12 protein-coding genes are annotated in these 15,456 nt (G+C 69.6%); 3 read left to right on the top strand and 9 right to left on the bottom strand.

Features of this window, described 5'->3' with window-relative positions:
* Positions 1-142 precede the first annotated feature (142 nt).
* Entirely contained in the window at positions 143-1,513 is a 1,371-nt protein-coding gene (locus tag INP57_RS03705) for a helix-turn-helix transcriptional regulator (RefSeq protein WP_200068537.1), read from the bottom strand.
* Positions 1,514-1,722: 209 nt separating this feature from the next.
* Here INP57_RS03705 and INP57_RS03700 point away from each other — a divergent pair, with 209 nt between their 5' ends.
* Positions 1,723-4,401 (top strand): AAA family ATPase, encoded by a 2,679-nt coding sequence (locus INP57_RS03700; RefSeq protein WP_200068536.1) that lies wholly within the window; start codon positions 1,723-1,725, stop codon positions 4,399-4,401.
* Positions 4,402-4,613: 212 nt separating this feature from the next.
* Here the strand turns inward: INP57_RS03700 and INP57_RS03695 are convergent, their stop codons facing one another.
* From INP57_RS03695 to INP57_RS03680, 4 genes are all read right to left on the bottom strand, one after another.
* Positions 4,614-5,294 (bottom strand): helix-turn-helix transcriptional regulator, encoded by a 681-nt coding sequence (locus INP57_RS03695; protein ID WP_307849886.1) that lies wholly within the window; start codon positions 5,292-5,294, stop codon positions 4,614-4,616.
* Positions 5,295-5,589: 295 nt separating this feature from the next.
* The gene (locus tag INP57_RS03690; protein ID WP_200068535.1) at positions 5,590-5,919 is read right to left on the bottom strand and encodes a winged helix-turn-helix domain-containing protein; all 330 of its coding nucleotides are present in this window, start codon (positions 5,917-5,919) and stop codon (positions 5,590-5,592) included.
* Positions 5,912-6,394, bottom strand: coding sequence for a hypothetical protein (locus INP57_RS03685; RefSeq protein ID WP_200068534.1), 483 nt, complete (start codon positions 6,392-6,394; stop codon positions 5,912-5,914). Before INP57_RS03685 ends, INP57_RS03690 begins: the two co-directional genes overlap by 8 nt.
* 215 nt (positions 6,395-6,609) lie before the next feature.
* Positions 6,610-8,667: an N-acetylmuramoyl-L-alanine amidase gene (locus INP57_RS03680; protein WP_200068533.1), complete on the bottom strand. Its 2,058-nt coding sequence runs from the start codon at positions 8,665-8,667 to the stop codon at positions 6,610-6,612.
* A gap of 504 nt (positions 8,668-9,171) precedes the next feature.
* Here INP57_RS03680 and INP57_RS03675 point away from each other — a divergent pair.
* The gene (locus INP57_RS03675) at positions 9,172-9,774 is read left to right on the top strand and encodes a DUF4232 domain-containing protein (RefSeq protein WP_200068532.1); all 603 of its coding nucleotides are present in this window, start codon (positions 9,172-9,174) and stop codon (positions 9,772-9,774) included.
* Positions 9,775-10,428: 654 nt separating this feature from the next.
* Here INP57_RS03675 and INP57_RS29325 read toward each other — a convergent pair.
* Positions 10,429-10,725 (bottom strand): hypothetical protein, encoded by a 297-nt coding sequence (locus INP57_RS29325; RefSeq protein ID WP_233626618.1) that lies wholly within the window; start codon positions 10,723-10,725, stop codon positions 10,429-10,431.
* Between the two features lie 1,260 nt (positions 10,726-11,985).
* Positions 11,986-12,726: an alpha/beta hydrolase gene (locus INP57_RS03665; RefSeq protein WP_200068531.1), complete on the bottom strand. Its 741-nt coding sequence runs from the start codon at positions 12,724-12,726 to the stop codon at positions 11,986-11,988.
* 87 nt (positions 12,727-12,813) lie between these two features.
* On the opposite strand from INP57_RS03665, the gene INP57_RS03660 reads away from it, so the two are divergent.
* Entirely contained in the window at positions 12,814-13,269 is a 456-nt protein-coding gene (locus INP57_RS03660; protein ID WP_154076178.1) for a DUF4186 domain-containing protein, read from the top strand.
* Positions 13,270-13,326: 57 nt separating this feature from the next.
* Here the strand turns inward: INP57_RS03660 and nhaA are convergent, their stop codons facing one another.
* Both nhaA and INP57_RS29320 read right to left on the bottom strand, forming a co-directional pair.
* Entirely contained in the window at positions 13,327-15,141 is a 1,815-nt protein-coding gene (gene nhaA / locus INP57_RS03655; protein WP_200068530.1) for a Na+/H+ antiporter NhaA, read from the bottom strand.
* An 84-nt stretch (positions 15,142-15,225) separates the two neighbouring features.
* The gene (locus INP57_RS29320) at positions 15,226-15,387 is read right to left on the bottom strand and encodes a hypothetical protein (RefSeq protein ID WP_233626616.1); all 162 of its coding nucleotides are present in this window, start codon (positions 15,385-15,387) and stop codon (positions 15,226-15,228) included.
* Between the last annotated feature and the right edge of the window lie 69 nt (positions 15,388-15,456).

Here is a 15,456-nt window from a genome sequence, read left to right as displayed (position 1 = left end):
CGTGGCGATGCTGCGCTGAGTCGGCGTGGCGATGCTGCCCGGCTGCGTCACGTTGTTCCTCGCAAAGCTTGCGGTTGTTCCTCGCCGCCGCGGACGGTGCGCGCGCAGCCGGGTCGCCTCGGACGTCGAAGTCCGGGCTGGGTCATACCGCGCGATCGGTCACCGGGGCGCCTGCGCGTCCGTGCAGGTTCGCCGCCACCAGCTCGACCCGGCTGCGGCAGCCGGTCTTGGCGAAGAGCCTTGTCAGGTGCGCTTCGACGGTCTTCTCGCTGACCCCGAACTCGCTGGCGATGCGGCGGTTGGTGCAGCCGCTGCCGATCAGTTCGACCATCCGCACCTCGATGGCAGACCATCCCCGATCCGACCGGTCCCGTCCCGGCCAGCCCCGTTCGGGCCGCACGGCTTCGCCCGCCGTGCACCGCGACCGCGCGGGCACGCGCGGCTGCATCGGGCGCACCACGGTGCCGACGCGCATCCGCCGGACCACGGCCGGCTCCTCAGCCGCGGCGCTCGCCGCTAGCGCGGGGCACAGGCAGCCGAACCGGCCCCACTCGTCACCGACCAGCGCACCCAGCGCCACCAGCTGGTCGACCAGCCTGCCGCACTCCCCGGCGTCCTCGCGCAGTGCGGCTGCCACCTGCGGCAGTTCGTCCACGTCGAGCACGCCGAGCACGCCTGCCGCGGCCAGCAGCTTGCTCGCGAGGCGGCCGAGCGGGCGGATCCGCTGCAGCAGCTCGTGCTCCGGCGGCAGCAGCACGGGCATCGCGGCGTCGGCCAGCCGCAATCCGTCGCCGGAGGGCACCAGGCGGCCGCTCGCGCGCAGCATCCGGGCGGCACCGAGCGCAGCGCCGGGATTGCCGTACAGCGGCCCCAACGCCTCCTGCAACGCCCGGTGCACGTCCTCGTGCAGATCGCCGCCCACCGCGGTCCTGGTCTGCTCGGCGCTCAGCGGTTCGAGGTCGATCACCTCGTCGGCCAGCGCAGCCAGTTCCGCCGCCATCGGGACGGACGCGGCGTCGTCGCGCACCGCGGCGACCACCGCGCAACCGGCCCGGCGAGCCGCGATCAGCAACGGCGCCGGATCGATGATCTCCAGCGCGTCGTCGACGAGCACTCCCGGCGCGCCTGCCTGGGAGAACACCTTGGTCAGCTCCCCGATCACGGTGGAGACCGGCGATTCCGGGCGGGCGCGCAGCCGCGCCAGCGCGTCGACCGCGTCGACCAGCCCCCGGCGCCCGAACCGGTCGAAGTCCTCGCGCAGCGCGTCCAGCACCACGTCCAGGCCGCGCGCGTCGGTGGCCGCACGGCCGTCCACCCACACCCGCTGCTGCTCGGCCCGCCGCGGGCGGACCAGCGCGTCCATCAGCCGGGTCTTGCCGATCCCGGCGGGCCCGCGCAGCAGCACCAGCCGCCCGTGGCAGCGGGTGGCCGTGCCTTGCCAAGCCCCGTCCCGCCAAGCAGCGCGCAGAGCCGCCAGCGCACTGCTCCTACCTGCGATCTGTTCCCGACCCATAGCCGTCCGTTCCCGTTCCGGGCAGCGCCCGCGTGTTCGCTGCGATGGCCCGGACCCTACGGGCGCAAACGGCGGAATCGGGGCCCGCCAAGAATACCGAAGCACTCATTTAAGAGATGCGTAATATCGCACCCGCGGTTAAGGAATCCGTAAGAAGTCTTCATTCTTTGCATACAGCTTCCTGCGGCCCCGATGGCAATACTGGTGACGTGCTCACTTCGACTTCGATGCCACCGGCCCGCCGGATCACGCGCTCGGCCGCGCCCGCCGCGCCGCGGGTGACGCCGTTGGGACTCGCGCACCACGCCGACGCCCCGTTGCCCGGCCGCGAAGAGATCGTCGGACGGCTGCTGGACATCTGCCGCGCCGCGGCGAGCGCCCCCGTGGTGGCGCTGCTCGGCCCGTCGGGATCCGGCCGCAGCGCGCTGCTCGCGCGGCTGCGCGCGAGGGTGGAAGCGCACCACCTGCGCCCCGTGCAACTCCGGATCACCCGCGAGGAGCACGACGTGGCGCACCTCGCCGCCCGGCTCGCCGACGAACTCGGCAAGGACCCGCGCGAAGCCGTGCGCGTCCCGCTGACGCGACTGCTCGCCCAGCACACCGAACAGCACGGGCCGCTGGTGGTGATCGTCGACGACGCGCAGCGGATCGCGCCGGGCTGCCTGGCCGAACTCGCCCGCATGGTGAATCCGCAGAACTGCCACCGGGTCACTTTCGTCTGCGCATTCCGCACCCCCGCCGCGGGCGCACCCGCCGAACTCGCGCGGCTGCGCGACGCCGGACTCGTGCACGAGGAACGGCTGCGCCCGCTGGACGAATCCGCGATGCGCGCGCTGCTCACCGACGACCTGCAAGCCGAACCGGCGCCGCAGCTGGTGCGCGCGGTGCGCCGGAACAGCCGCGGGCTGCCCGCTTTCGCGCACGCGCTGCTCGACGGCTACCGCGAAGCCGGCTGCCTGCGGATCGTGGACCAGCGGGTCTGCCCGGTCGGTGGCCGGGGGCCCGCCGTGCGGATCACGCACCCGCTGTTCGCCGGGCTGAGCGAGCTGGGTTCGCCGTGCTGGCCGGTGCTCAAGGCGCTGGCCGTGCTGCACCCGCTGCGCGGCAACGTCCCGGAGCTGATCGCCCGAGCGACCGACCTGCCAGAGCACCAGGTGCTCGAAGCGCTCAAAGCGCTGCGCGCGACCGGTGTGCTGACCGGCGAGTGGCGGTTCCGGGTGCCCGCGCTGGGTGCGCTGCTCACGACCTGCCTCGGCCCGTACGAGCGGCGGCGGGTCAGCGAGCTCGCGGTGCTCGCGCTGTGGAACGGCGCGGCGACCTGCGCTGATCCGGAGTACTTGGCGGAGCGGCTGGCGACCGCGGGCAGGCTGGTCGACCCGAACCGGGCCGCGGCGGAGCTTGTGCAGCTCAGCGGCCGGACACCGCCGGAGCGCGGGGACCTCGCCGACCATTGGGGCCGCGCCGCGGCGCGGTTGTGCACCGAGAGCGGGCAGCGCGCCGAGGTGCTGCACCGCCATGCGGTGACCAGCGCACTGCACATGCGGTTCGAGTCGGCCGCGGAAAGCGCGGACGAGGTGCTGCGCGACCATCCGCAGCAGCTGAGCCCGGATTCCGCGCAGGAACTGCGGATCGTGCGGTTGGTCGCGGCCGCGGGCACCGGTGCGCTGGGTGAGCTCGTCCCCGAACGCTCTCCGTCCACCGTGGTCACCCGGGCCGCCGGGCTGTGCCTGCTCGGGCGGTGGGCGCAGGCGCACGACGAGCTCGTCGAGGACCTTCCGCTGTGGTCCTCGTCCGAGTCCACCAACGGCATGTTCGGCCGGGTGCTGCTGGATTCGGCGGCGGCGGTGCTGGGCCGCTCCCGCTGGAGCGGCTCGGCGCGGGGGCGCGGCACCACCGCGGACGTGCTCCGGATTCTGACCCGGGCGTTGACGTTGTTCGGCGGACTGCGCGAACCGGCGCAGGGAGCGCAGGTGGCGGCCGAGCGGGCGGTCCACTTCGGACACGCGGGCCGGTGGGACGAGGCGCTGGAGCACGCCCGTTCCGGCCTGGCCACCGCCGCCGCGTGGGGCGGCACACCCGGACACACCGCGTTGTTCCGGCAAATGGCCGACATCTTCGTCGCCCGCGGACAGCTGCAGCGAGCGCGCACCATCATCGCGGAGGCCCGCGAACAGCACCTGCTGCTCCCGCACCTGCTGGCCATCCCGGAAGCCGAGCTGGAAAGCACCACCGGTGCGACCGACCGAGCTCGCGCGCACCTGACCTCGGCGTTGCGGGCCGCGGACGCCGACGGCGTGCTCATCGGCACCGACGAACTGCTGCGCGCCCTGGTCGAACTGGAAACGCGGTGCGGTGACCACGCGGCTGCTCGGGAGCACGCCGCGCGGCTGGAACAGGTCGCGGCGCGGCTGGACGACTCCGCTGCTCGCCGAAACGACCTGCTGGGCCGGGTCCTGGTGCACGGCGACACCGCGGCCGCGGCGGAGGCGATCGAGCTCGCCGAGTCCCGGCAGCGCCCCTGCGAACTCGCCCGCACTTTGGCCACCGTGGGCGGCTCCGCGGCCGGTAGCGGCACGATGCTGCGCACCGCCTACGAGTTGTTCGGCGAGCTCGACGCGCTCATCCCGCGCGCGCGGCTGCGGCTGCTGATGCGGGAACGCAAGGTCACCGTCCCCGGGCGCGGCACCACGGTCGCCGAGAACGAGCGGCTGCTGGCCACGTTGATCGCCGAGGGCCTGACCAACGCGCAGCTCGCGACGATCCTGGGCACCAGCGAGAAAGGGATCGAAGGACGGCTCACCCGGCTGTTCCAGCGGGCCGGTTTCCGGTCCCGCGCCGAACTGGCGACGGCTTTGCTGCACGGCGATTTCTCCGTCGAACCGACGTGAGACCGCAGTATTCGACAGCGCTGCGAATGATCGGGATGACGGGGACCCGCGTCCGGAACCGCTCGGCTCCATTCGGTAGCCGAGCGGGCGGGCCGGCACACTCCCCATTCATCGCCGAGCATCCCATTTCTCGCCGAGCATCGGAGCGCGGGCCGCCCGGCAGAATGGGGGCGACCTTCACTCCTAGCGATTCCGGCGCGAACCCGGAACGCTCAGATGAGTCCGGAGCGCAGCGCGTGCGCGACCAGTTGCGGACGATTGCGCACGTCGAGATTGCGCATCATGACGCGGACGATGTTCTTGACCGTGCGTTCCGAGTAGCTCAGCCGCGAACCGATCTCCTCGGTGTCGCACCCCTCCGCCAGCAGCCGCACGACCTCGACCTCCCGCGCGGTCAGCCCGACCGAGTCCAGCCCGCGCGGCGCCAGCACGTCCCGCTGCAGCTCCTGCACCTGCCGCAGCAGCTCACCCAGCAGGTTCGGCGGCAGCACGCCACCACCCGCGGCGGCCGCGGCGATCGCCGCGCCGAGCCTGCGCTCGGTGGCCGCCGCCCGCGAGACCACCGCGACCACCCGGCACTCCACCACGCTCATCAGGCGGGACGCTTCGAGCTCACCCGCCACCAGCACCGCGGGCGCTGCGGACCCGGCCGCGGCGCGGCGCATGTTCGCCACCACCCGGTCGGTGACCTGGTCGGCGGCGAAGACCAGCACGTCGGCTTCGGCATCGCGATCGTCCGGCACGAACACCTCGAACGAGCCCAGCAGCGCTTCGGTCAGCCCGAGCAGCGTGAGCGGATCCGGCGCCCACACCGACACCCGGGTGCGCGGTTTCGATTCCGGCGCGGCGGGCATTGCTCCCGGAGAAGTGTCCGGGCCGGCTTCGGTCGACATTCGCGCTCCCCTCGCACTCGCGTTCCGAGTTCTCGGCGTTTCCGCGAACCGCACTCGGAATCACCCCATTCGGGAGTTTATGCGCACGCATACCGACCGGTGCGCGAGCACCGCCACCGTCCGGCAAAACCCGGGATTCCCCTCGACGGGAATCCCGGGCCGCACGCACTGCGCGAAGCCGCAACGACGCGGAGTCCGCGCCGCCGACATCGGCTACGAACCGGCGCCACCGCCGACGGAATCCGGCTATCCGCGAACAGCCGAGAACTAAACGGCCGGGCAGATTTCCGCGCCGCTAATCGGCCTGCCGCTGATGCCGCGCCCCGGTCTCCCCCGCGTCGGCGGCGATCCGCTGCAGCGCGGCGATGTGCCCGGTCAGCACCTCCCGGCCGGTGCGGCTGAGGTTGAGCCAGGTGCGCGGCCGCTTGCCGACGTAGCCCTTGTCCACCTCGACGTAGCCCAGCTTCTCCAGCGAACTGACCTGTTTGGACAGTGCGGAGTCGGACAGCCGCACCGATTCCCGCACGTAGCCGAACTCCGCCCAGTGCGTGGCCGCCAGCAGCGACACGATCGACAGCCGCGTCGGATCCAGCAGCGCCTGGTCCAGTTCGCCCTGCTCAGCCATGATCCGCTCGCGACCCGCGCATCCGGTGGCCGAAGAACCGCTGCCACAGCGGCATCGTCGCGACGATCAGCACGCCGGCGATGGTGCCCGGGTACGGCACCTCCGAATCGCGCAGCAGCGCCGAAGCCCCGAGCACGAGCACGATCATCACCAGCAGCACGAGGATGTTCAGCAGCCGGGTGCGCACCGACATCGCCGGGCGGACGCTGGGCGATCGCTGGTATCCGATCGCGGAACCAAGGCGCTTCCAGCGCGACAAGATGGACACCACCAGCACGAACGCCAGTACCAGGTAGGACACCGGCGTCCGCAGCTGCGGGCTCAGGTCCGAGGTGAGCCCGAGCGCGAGCACCAGCGCCGCCGTCGCCCACAGCACCCACTTCGGCTGCGAGTTCCGGCCGGTCACCTGCTGCTTGCGCGCGGAGATCTCGCGCAGCGCGTCGGAGGCTTCTTGCGGGGTCGGTTCGGTCGCCATCATCGCCACTCCCGTCTCGGTCGGCGGATGCCCGCGAAGTCCGGACTTTGCCGCCGTCTCATGTACTTGCCTACAAGGAAAGTACACGGGCACTTTCCCGGCAGGCAAGTACCTGCCCCGAGGGAGAAGAGGCGGCCGCCCCGAACAACGGAGAACCCCCACCGGCAATGCCGGTGGGGGTTCTCCAGCGATGCCGCCCAGCCGGGCCGGAGCGGTCAGGAAGCGGCCTGCAGGTCCGCCTTCTTCACATAGACCCAGCGGTGGTTGAACGAGATCTGGACGAACTCCTCCGACCCGTTGACCACCTTGTGGTTGTTCGGGTCGTCCGCCCCGTCGAAGGCCACGTGGTAGTCCTTCGCCTTCGCGTCCGGGCCCTTGACGTAGGCCTGCCCAGCCGGGACCTCGTACGGCAACGGCTCCAGCTCGGTCGGCTCGACGCCCTCCGGGTACTCCTCGGCGGTCGGCGCCGCGCGCCCGTAGGTCGGTATCCGATCCCGCTTGGCGCGCACCAGCTCGGCGTCATCGGCTGGCGCGGTGTTCTTGCCGTCGGGGTCGTGCAGCCACGCCTTCTTGCCGTCGAACCAGATCGCCAGCCACTCGCCGGAGCGCTCGGCGACCGCGTACTGCCTGCCGGTGGCCGCCTTGTTGCCCCAGTCCTCGATCCGGGTGCTGCCCGCAGAACCGTCCGGGTGCACCACCTCCGAGGTCAGCAGCGGCGCGTCGGCGCGCGGTTCGGTGCGCAACGGCAGGAAGTTGGCGCCCTGCTTCGGCAGCACCTCGCAGTTGCCGTCCGGGCAGTTCTGCACCTCGGGACGGTTCTCGGCGAAGTTCGGGAAGATCGTCACGACATCTTCTTCAGCGCCGCCGCTGGCATCGTCCAGCGGCGAACCGAGCAGGTTCATGTAGTGCGCCCAGTCCCAGAACGGGCCGGGATCGTAGTGCTCCAGGCCCGCCTTCTTCGGCGTTTCCGCGGTGACCTCGTCGTGGCCGAGGATGTGCGTGCGGTCCAGCGGGATGTCGTACTTGTCCGCCAAGTACTTCACCAGCTTCGCCGACGACCGGTACATCTGCTCCGTGTACCAGGTGCCGCCCTCGGCGGCCCAGCCCTCGTGCTCGATGCCGATGGAGCGGATGTTGCGGTCCCAGCTGCCCGCGTGCCACGGCATGTCCTTGGTCGGCACCATCTGCGTGATCTGGCCGTCCGATGACCGCACCACGTAGTGCGATGCGCTGGCGTTGGCCGGGTTCTGGAACGCCGAGATCGTCGCCTGGTACGAAAGCTCGGTGTTGTGCAGCACGATCGAGTCGATCTTGACGTCCTGCGGCCGGTTCGCGGTGTCGTAGTTGCCGTAGGAGCCCGCGGGCTTTTCCGGGTCCGTGGGCTCGTAGGCGGCCGGGACGTAGCGGCAGTCGACGTCGTCGGGGCACTCCGCCTGCCGGTCCGAGTTCTGCTGCGACGAGCTGGGCTGCTCGGACGTCCGGGCGGAGTCCTGCCCGGTCTGCGAGCGGTCACCCGCCGGGTCCTGGCTCGTGCTTGGTTCCGCAGACGGCGCCTCTTCGGTGCCTTCCGCTCCGGTGCCTTCTTCTCCGGTGCCTTCCAGCCCGGTGCCCGCGAGGTCCCGATCCGGCCGCACGTCCGCGACCTTGGGGTAGGCAAGCTCCTGACCGGTGGAGGTGGTGCGCTTGCGGCCCTGCCCGAGCACGTCGTAGACGTCCTCGGCGAACGAGCGCGCACCGCTGGCCTGCGGGCTGCCGCTGAGCTCGGCGACCGCCGGGTACCAGCCGCCGATGTTCTCCGGCAGCTTCCCGCCGTCGAGTTCCTCGGCGCGGTCGGCCAGCAGCGCGGCACCGGCGCGGATGTTCTGCGCCATGTCCCGCTTGACCTGATCCGCGTCGGAGCCGACCAGGCCGGCGGCCTTCTGCAGGGTGTGCAGCCGCGGGTTGTCGGCGGCCTGCTCGAGCAGCTTCGGGTTGTCGGCGCGCAGCTGCTCCGGGCGCACGTCGGTCAGGTGCATCGGGCCGTACCCGCCGGCCTTGCTCTGCTCGCCGTGGTGGTTCTCCCACCTGGTCAGCTGGTACGAGACCGCCATCAGCAGCGGGGTGGGCACCCCGAATTCCTCGGCGGCGGACTCGAACGCGCGTTGTTCTTCGGTGTTCGGAGCCTGCGCGGTGCGCGGCTCGCCGAACGCGGAATGGCTCGCGCCGGTCAGCAGCCCGGCGGCGAGCGCTGCCGCCACCACCGACCGCGCCCAGCGGCGTCTTGGAGTGATCACATCGTCCCTCGCGGTTCGCGTGCGGATGCTCGGACGCGCGCGGGGCCACGGCGAATTCGCGTCCACCGGCGCGCGGACCTGGTGCTGCGGGGCCGCTCGGATGTGCGGCGCCCGCGCGCGGCCACCGGGATCGGCAGGCCGCAGGCCGCACCTTAGCGATCTCGGCAAGGATTTCGCACCCGCCGAACGGTTTTGCGACCCGAACGGGCAAGTGATGTGCACAAAATGAACCGCGCACGCGGCTAAATGCCGGCAGGGGCCGTGCTCAACAACTCCGCCAGCCTTTCCGCGCCCCTCAGGGAAACCCCTCACGAACCGCCGCTCCAATTCCTCGGAGTGACTTCCGCAACTCCGGCTCAACCTTACCGGAACCGTCGTCTGTGCAGGACAGATCCTTTTCCAAGTTTTTTCGGGCGATGCGCAACCTCATCGGGAAGCAGCCGTCTTACGGTTAGAAAAGCGCAAGGGAACACCGCGCTCGCACACTCCGGAAAGGTTTTGATGATGGTGAAGCGGACTCGTACGGCAAGCGCGGCGGCGGCACTGGTCGGTGGGGCGCTGCTGCTGGCCGGATGCAGCGGCCAGGCGGCCACGAACTCCGCGGTGGCGCCGGAGAGCCAGCAAGGAGACGCCCCGGGTGCCGTGGACATCGGCAAGTCCAGCGACTGCACGGCTGCGGACTTCGCCTACCGGCTCGATGCGCAGCCGCAGCACGCGCCGGGGTCGTACGTGCTGAGCATGAAGAACACCTCGGACAAGCCCTGCCAGGTGGACGGCTACCCGGTGCTGACGCCGAAGTCCATGGACGACGAGGAGTTCAAGGTGCCGAGCCAGGACGCCGACGTCCCCGGTGCGCCGAAGGAGTTCGTGGTGGACCCGGGCAAGAGCGCCTACGCCGGTGTGAAGTTCGAGCTCACCGACAAGTCGGACCCGAACGCCATGGTCGCCACGGGCTTCAACGCGAAGGCTTCGAACATGAACGGTCCGGGCAGCAACGTGGCCGAGATCTCGCCCAGCGACCCGGAGACCGGCACGAGCCTTCCGGTCAAGGGCGTCCGCGTCGGCACCATGCAGCCGGTCGATCAGGGCTTGAACGTCGGCCTCTGAGCCGCGCCGCACAACGAACCCCCACCGGGCGACCGGTGGGGGTTCGTTGTGTCCGCGGCGCCGTTCCCGGCTGATTCGTCGGGGCGACGGGAATCGGCCGGTGCCGGAGTGAACGCGTCGGCCGAGCGCTACCACCGGAGCGATGGCCCGGTGATCTGCGATGGCCGGCCGCGGAGCGGTGCCCTTCCTCAAGCCGGAACGGAACGGCTCGCGCGCTATCGGCCACTACAAGCATTCGCGGAAGCAGCCATGAACTCCCGAGTGCCGTACATGTTGCTGCGCGGCACTGCGACCGCGCGACTCCATCGGAACCCTCCGCACCGCCACGATCGCCACGCCCGTGCTGCTGTCCGGTTCGGCCGGCGGCGGATGCGCGCGGCGGCCCGCCGTTGAGCCGTTCCGCCTGGAACAACCCACCGGCCGCTGCGTCGTGAACCTCAACTCGGTGGGTGCGCGGAAACCCCGCAGGCGCGCGACTCCGGCGTGATCCGGACGGGGGGGAATTCGCCAAGGACCGTCTTGCCGTCCGGAACCGCTGCCGCAGGAGGGCACCAAACGCAAAAATCCGCTGCCGACGTGGTGTCGGCAGCGGATCCGCGAACTCGCGGTCCCGGTGTTCGCGAACACCGGATTACCCGCGACTGAGAAAACCGATCATGCGTCCGGGTTGTCCGGGGTCTCGCTCGAGTCCAGCTGACCGTTCCCGTTCTCGTCACCCGGCGAACCCGGCTCCACCTGCGACGGCAACGCATCCGGGTTATCCGGAGTCTCACTCGAGTCCAGCTGACCATTGCCGTTCTCGTCACCCGGCGAACCCGGCTCCACCTGCGACGGCAGCTTCTTCACGGCCGCTTGACCAGGATCGGGTGCCGATTCGCCGCTGGTTCCGCAGGCCGCCCCGGAAAGCCCCAGCCCCGCAATGATCGCGCCGGTGATCAACGCCTTACGCATCGTTCTCTCCCCAAAAACCGCGTTCCAAGTATTCGTCCGTAGGACGCTGCACTCGCCCCCAGGTTGACCGACCATGAATCACGTCACAGGAACTCAACCAGTGGCCGCCACAAGGACCACCCCGAATGAAATCGGGTTGTGCGAGAAAGCGCGTCCCGCACCCTACGGGACCTCGCAGACCACCGAATTCCGTCGGAGCACTGTCCCGCACGGCCCCGCAACCTCGATCAGCCCAGCTCACACCGCCTAGAAGCCGCCGATGACCGATCGACACCGCCGCGCCGGGCCACCAAGGGATACGGCACGAATAGGGAAAACCTCTTTTGGCCCGGACGTTCACCGCAGCACCGCACCACCGAACCGCCACCTGCGCCGATCCAGGTCCGCGACGGGCCCGATGACCGAACCCCTGCCCGCAACTTCCACCGGTCGCGCCGATCTCCGTTGTCCGTTCGGGCAACGATGCTGCCCGAACGCGTCGCCCGAGCGCCTTGCCGCGGTGCCGCCGCTGCCGGTCGGACCCCTCTCCATTCCGGCTGAGCAGCGGGGATTGCGCAGCGAGAGCTGCTCGCGTCGGCGGCCTTGTCCGTTCGGGCAACGGGTCCTGCCCGGATCACCTCACCTGTGCGTCTTTCCGCGGTGCGATCAGCTCCGGAAACTGGTGGGCGAGTGCTTCCCAAATTTGCAGCACGTCCAGGGGTCGAATCACGGTCAACTGAACACGCACCCGTGCTCGGACCACCAAAATCATTGGCCACACCGCCGACCGGCAACAAAATGGTGCGCGATACTGGGATCGAACCAGTGACCTCTACCGTGTCAAGGTAGACAGCCGCAGCCGCCCGACCTGCGAAAATCGAGAATCCGCAGGTGGAAACAACGCTGTTGCGACCGCTCATATCCGGTTGAGTACAGTTCGACGCACATCTATCCTCCCAAAATCCTCCCAGATTTCTGCTCCCACGACAATGGAGAGCGCTTCAGGGCGCACAACTCGCGCGCAGCCCGTCCGGCGAGCTCGGCCCCCAGTTCCTACTCCTCAGTGATCAACGAGCCCATCGACTCAAGGTTCTCCGAATCGCCACCGCGTCCCGCTTGAACTCCTCGCGAAACTTCGACTTCCGTGCCACCAAGGACACTTCCTCCACAGGACCCACAGGACCCACAGGACCCACAGGACCCACAGGACCCACAGGACCCAGAATCAGGGTGTCCACACCCAAGGGGGAGCCCACCGGCGGCATCCCCCCTTCTGTGAGGTCATCTCGGCAAGTCGTCTCCATCGTGGGTAGCGGCCTTAAAGGCCGTTTTCAGCGGAGACCACCCGTTGTCGGTGGTGTAGGGACCTCCGTCGCTACCGTCGTGCCAGTAGCGCAGGCAGAAGCCTCCGGATCCGGTGAGCTCTCGGATCGTTTGGTGGTCCACTTCCTCCGGTGACCAGCAGTCCTGGCTCCCGTTGTTGTTGCGGTCTTCGTCGTAGCCGTACTTCTGGTTGGCGAAGTAGCCCTGATCGATCGCCGAGCGGTAGGACACCGTGGGATCCTCCTCCGAGCCGACCAAGCTCCAGTCGATGCCAGATGCCCACGCGTCGTCAAGGCCGCGGTCACCAGCACCGGGCTCGGACTCGTGCAGCTTGTCGATGAACCCCGAGCCGCCGGCGTCGCTGGGCACCATTTGGTTCCACTGCCTGCACGGATCACCGTCCGAGGCCCAACTGTCTTCCGGGCACCCACCTCGCACGCCCTGGTGCGGCGTGCCGAGTGTCACGATGTCCTGTACGAACACGCTCTCCGGAAACCCCTCCCAGTGCTCGTAAGTGCCGAGCACCGCGACACGCGTGATCAGCCCTCCCATCGAATGCGCCACGATGTCGACGGGATTACCCGGGCTGTAGTTGTCGTGGATGTAGTTGGCGAGATCCCTGGCTATGTCCCGGATCGAAGTGCTGTTGTCCGCGTTCTTGTTCCCGATCACGAAGTCGCACTTGTTCTGCCCGCCCACTTGGCCGGTATCGCCCTTGTCAGGCGAGTACCGGGAGATCGCCGCTTTGGAAGGGACGCCGGCCCAGGCCGCCTCGGAACCTGGCTCATGACCGAGGGTGCGCACGATCCCGGCGACGCTTCGGAGCATGTCGGCACGGCCATTGACCAGGACCGGCTGGACGCTCGGCTGGCGCGCATCGCCCGGATCCCCTTCCGCGCGAAGTTCCACCTGCGCCCTCCCGAGCTCGCCTATGCCGCGTCGCGCGGACCGGAGACCATCGCTCGGCACGCGAAGGAGCTCATCGACGCGCGGCTCGCCCCGGCGCACCCGCAGAAGGACGGCAGACAGACCCCCTGGGGCGGACACCCCGTCTTCCGCGCCCAGCACGCCACCGCGACCTGCTGCAGGAAGTGCTTGCAGATCAACCACGAGATCATCCGGGGGCACGAGCTCAGCGAGCGTGAGCGGGAATACGTCGTCCACGTCATCTGCAGGTGGATCGAGCTCGAGAGTCAGGCGGGCTCGACTCGTGCCCCGCCACCGCCTCCGACCCTGTTCTGAGAGCCTTCGGTGAGGGGACCACCTGCGGTGCGCAGGTCGTCCCCTCTCGTCCGGCGCTCAGGCCGGGATCTCCTGGGTGCGGGTGCCACGGCGGCTGGACTCCAGCATCGCCGTCAGGGTGCGCGCGTCGTAGCTGCCCAGCAGGCGGCAGCCCTCCACGAAGAAGGTCGGAGTGGCGTGCGCGCCGCTGTCCGCCGCGCTCGCGGCGTCTCGCTCGACTCGCTTGGCGACCTCCGCGCTGTCGAGGTCCTCGGTGAATGTCTCGACGTCGAGGCCGAGCTCGACCGCGTAGTCGACGAGGTTGTCGCGCTCCAGGGCGTGCTGGCGGGTGAACACGAAGTCGAGCCACGGCCAGAACATGCCTTGATTCGCCGCCGCCTCGGCCGCCCTGGCGGCGATCGGCCCGTGCGGGTGGTGCGGAAGATGGCGCACCACGTAGCGCAGGTCGTCGCCGAAGCGCTCGTGCAGATCCTCCCAAGAGCCGGTGGCGTGCGCGCAGAACGGGCACTCGAAGTCCACGAACTCCACGAGCGTGAGCTGGGCGTCCTCCGGGCCGCGGATGTGGTCGACCTCCGGATCCACCGGCGGCTCCAGCGTCATCGGCAGATCCGCGGTCTCCTCGCCCCACCTGCGGGCGGCGACCTTGAAGATCGCCCACCCCAGCACGTAAGCGAGCACCATAGCAACGAACACGCCGAGAGTCGCCTGACGGCCGAGGTCGGAGGTGGTGCCGAAGGCGAGCCCGATGATCAGCAGTGACACGGTGAAACCAATGCCCGACAGCGCCGCGCCCCCGAACACGCTGCCCATCCCGACGCCTTCCGGCAGGCGCCCCGCACCCAGTCGGACGGCCAAAAGCGTCGCGAGCCCGATCCCCAAGAGCTTGCCGAGCACGAGCCCCGCGACGACGCCCCACGTGACCGGCGAGCCGAGCGAGTCGACGAGCAGCCCGCCCCGCAGGTCCACCCCTGCGTTGGCCAGGGCGAAGATCGGCACAACCAGCAGCGCGGTGGGCAGCCGGAGGTACTCGTGCAGGCGCTCATTGACCGAGACGCCCCGAGACAGCCCCCGGCCGACGGCACGGGCCGAAGACGCGCTCGGCGATTGCCAGAAGTCGCGGAACAGCTGCCGGGCGGCGACCACCTTGTGCCGCCGCGTCGGGTACGCGGGGATGAGGAGGCCAGCGATCATCCCCGCGAGCGATGCGTGGACGCCTGAGGAGAGCGTGGCCAGCCATAGCCCGAGGACAATCAGCACGTACGGAGCCGCGCTCCATTGGCGGGAGCGTCCGAGCAGCCACAGCGCGAGAAGGCACGCGAGGGCGACCAGCAGCGGGACGATGCGGATCTCCTCGCTGTAGAAGATGCCGATGATCGACACCGCGAGGAAGTCGTCGACCACCGTCAGGGTAAGGAGGAAGACGCGCAGCTGACCGGACAGGCGAGGGCCGACGATCGCGAGCGCGCCCAGCATGAACGCGGTGTCGGTGCCGACCACAGCTCCCCAGCCTTCGATGCCCTCGGCACCGGCCGCACCGACGACGAGGACGTACACCAGCGCGGGGAGAGCCACACTCGCGACCCCGGCGATCACGGCGAGACGGGCACGGCTGGTGTCCCTCAGCGCCCCGTGGGCGAACTCCTGACGCACCTCGAGCCCAACGACGAAGAAGAACACGACCATCAGGCCGTCGTTAATCCAGTGGTGCAGGTCCATGTGCAGCCCGAACGGGCCGACGTCGAAGCCCAGGCCCTGATGCCACAGCTCGAAGTAGGAAGAGGAGAGCGGCGAGTTCGCCCAGATGAGCGCGACCGCTGTGACGACGGTGAGGAGCACCGCCGATCCCGACTCCGTGCGGAGCCATCCGGTCATGCTCAGCGGAGATGGTCTTGAGTGAGGCACAATGCTGAATTCTGCCTGACAAGTCCGACCATCGGACAGCAGAACGGGCGCACGTCACGGAGTACCGGTATCGCCACGATCCACTACGAGATCCTCCATGTCGCGACCATCAGCCGAGCCGTCGTCGAACTCAACCAACCCAACACCGACGGAACACGATTCGTCGTCAAGCACTACCCCAAAATCACCGAATACCGCCAACTCCACCTCACCCACGAACTCACCACCGCCCTCCAACACCACATTACCCAACACCGACCTCGTCGCCGACGATCTCCTCTTCGG

The organism is Saccharopolyspora galaxeae, from assembly GCF_016526145.1.
Lineage (GTDB): Bacteria > Actinomycetota > Actinomycetes > Mycobacteriales > Pseudonocardiaceae > Saccharopolyspora_C > Saccharopolyspora_C galaxeae.
Note: the sequence above shows the minus strand (reverse complement) of the source record. Positions and strands in the feature narration are given on the sequence as shown.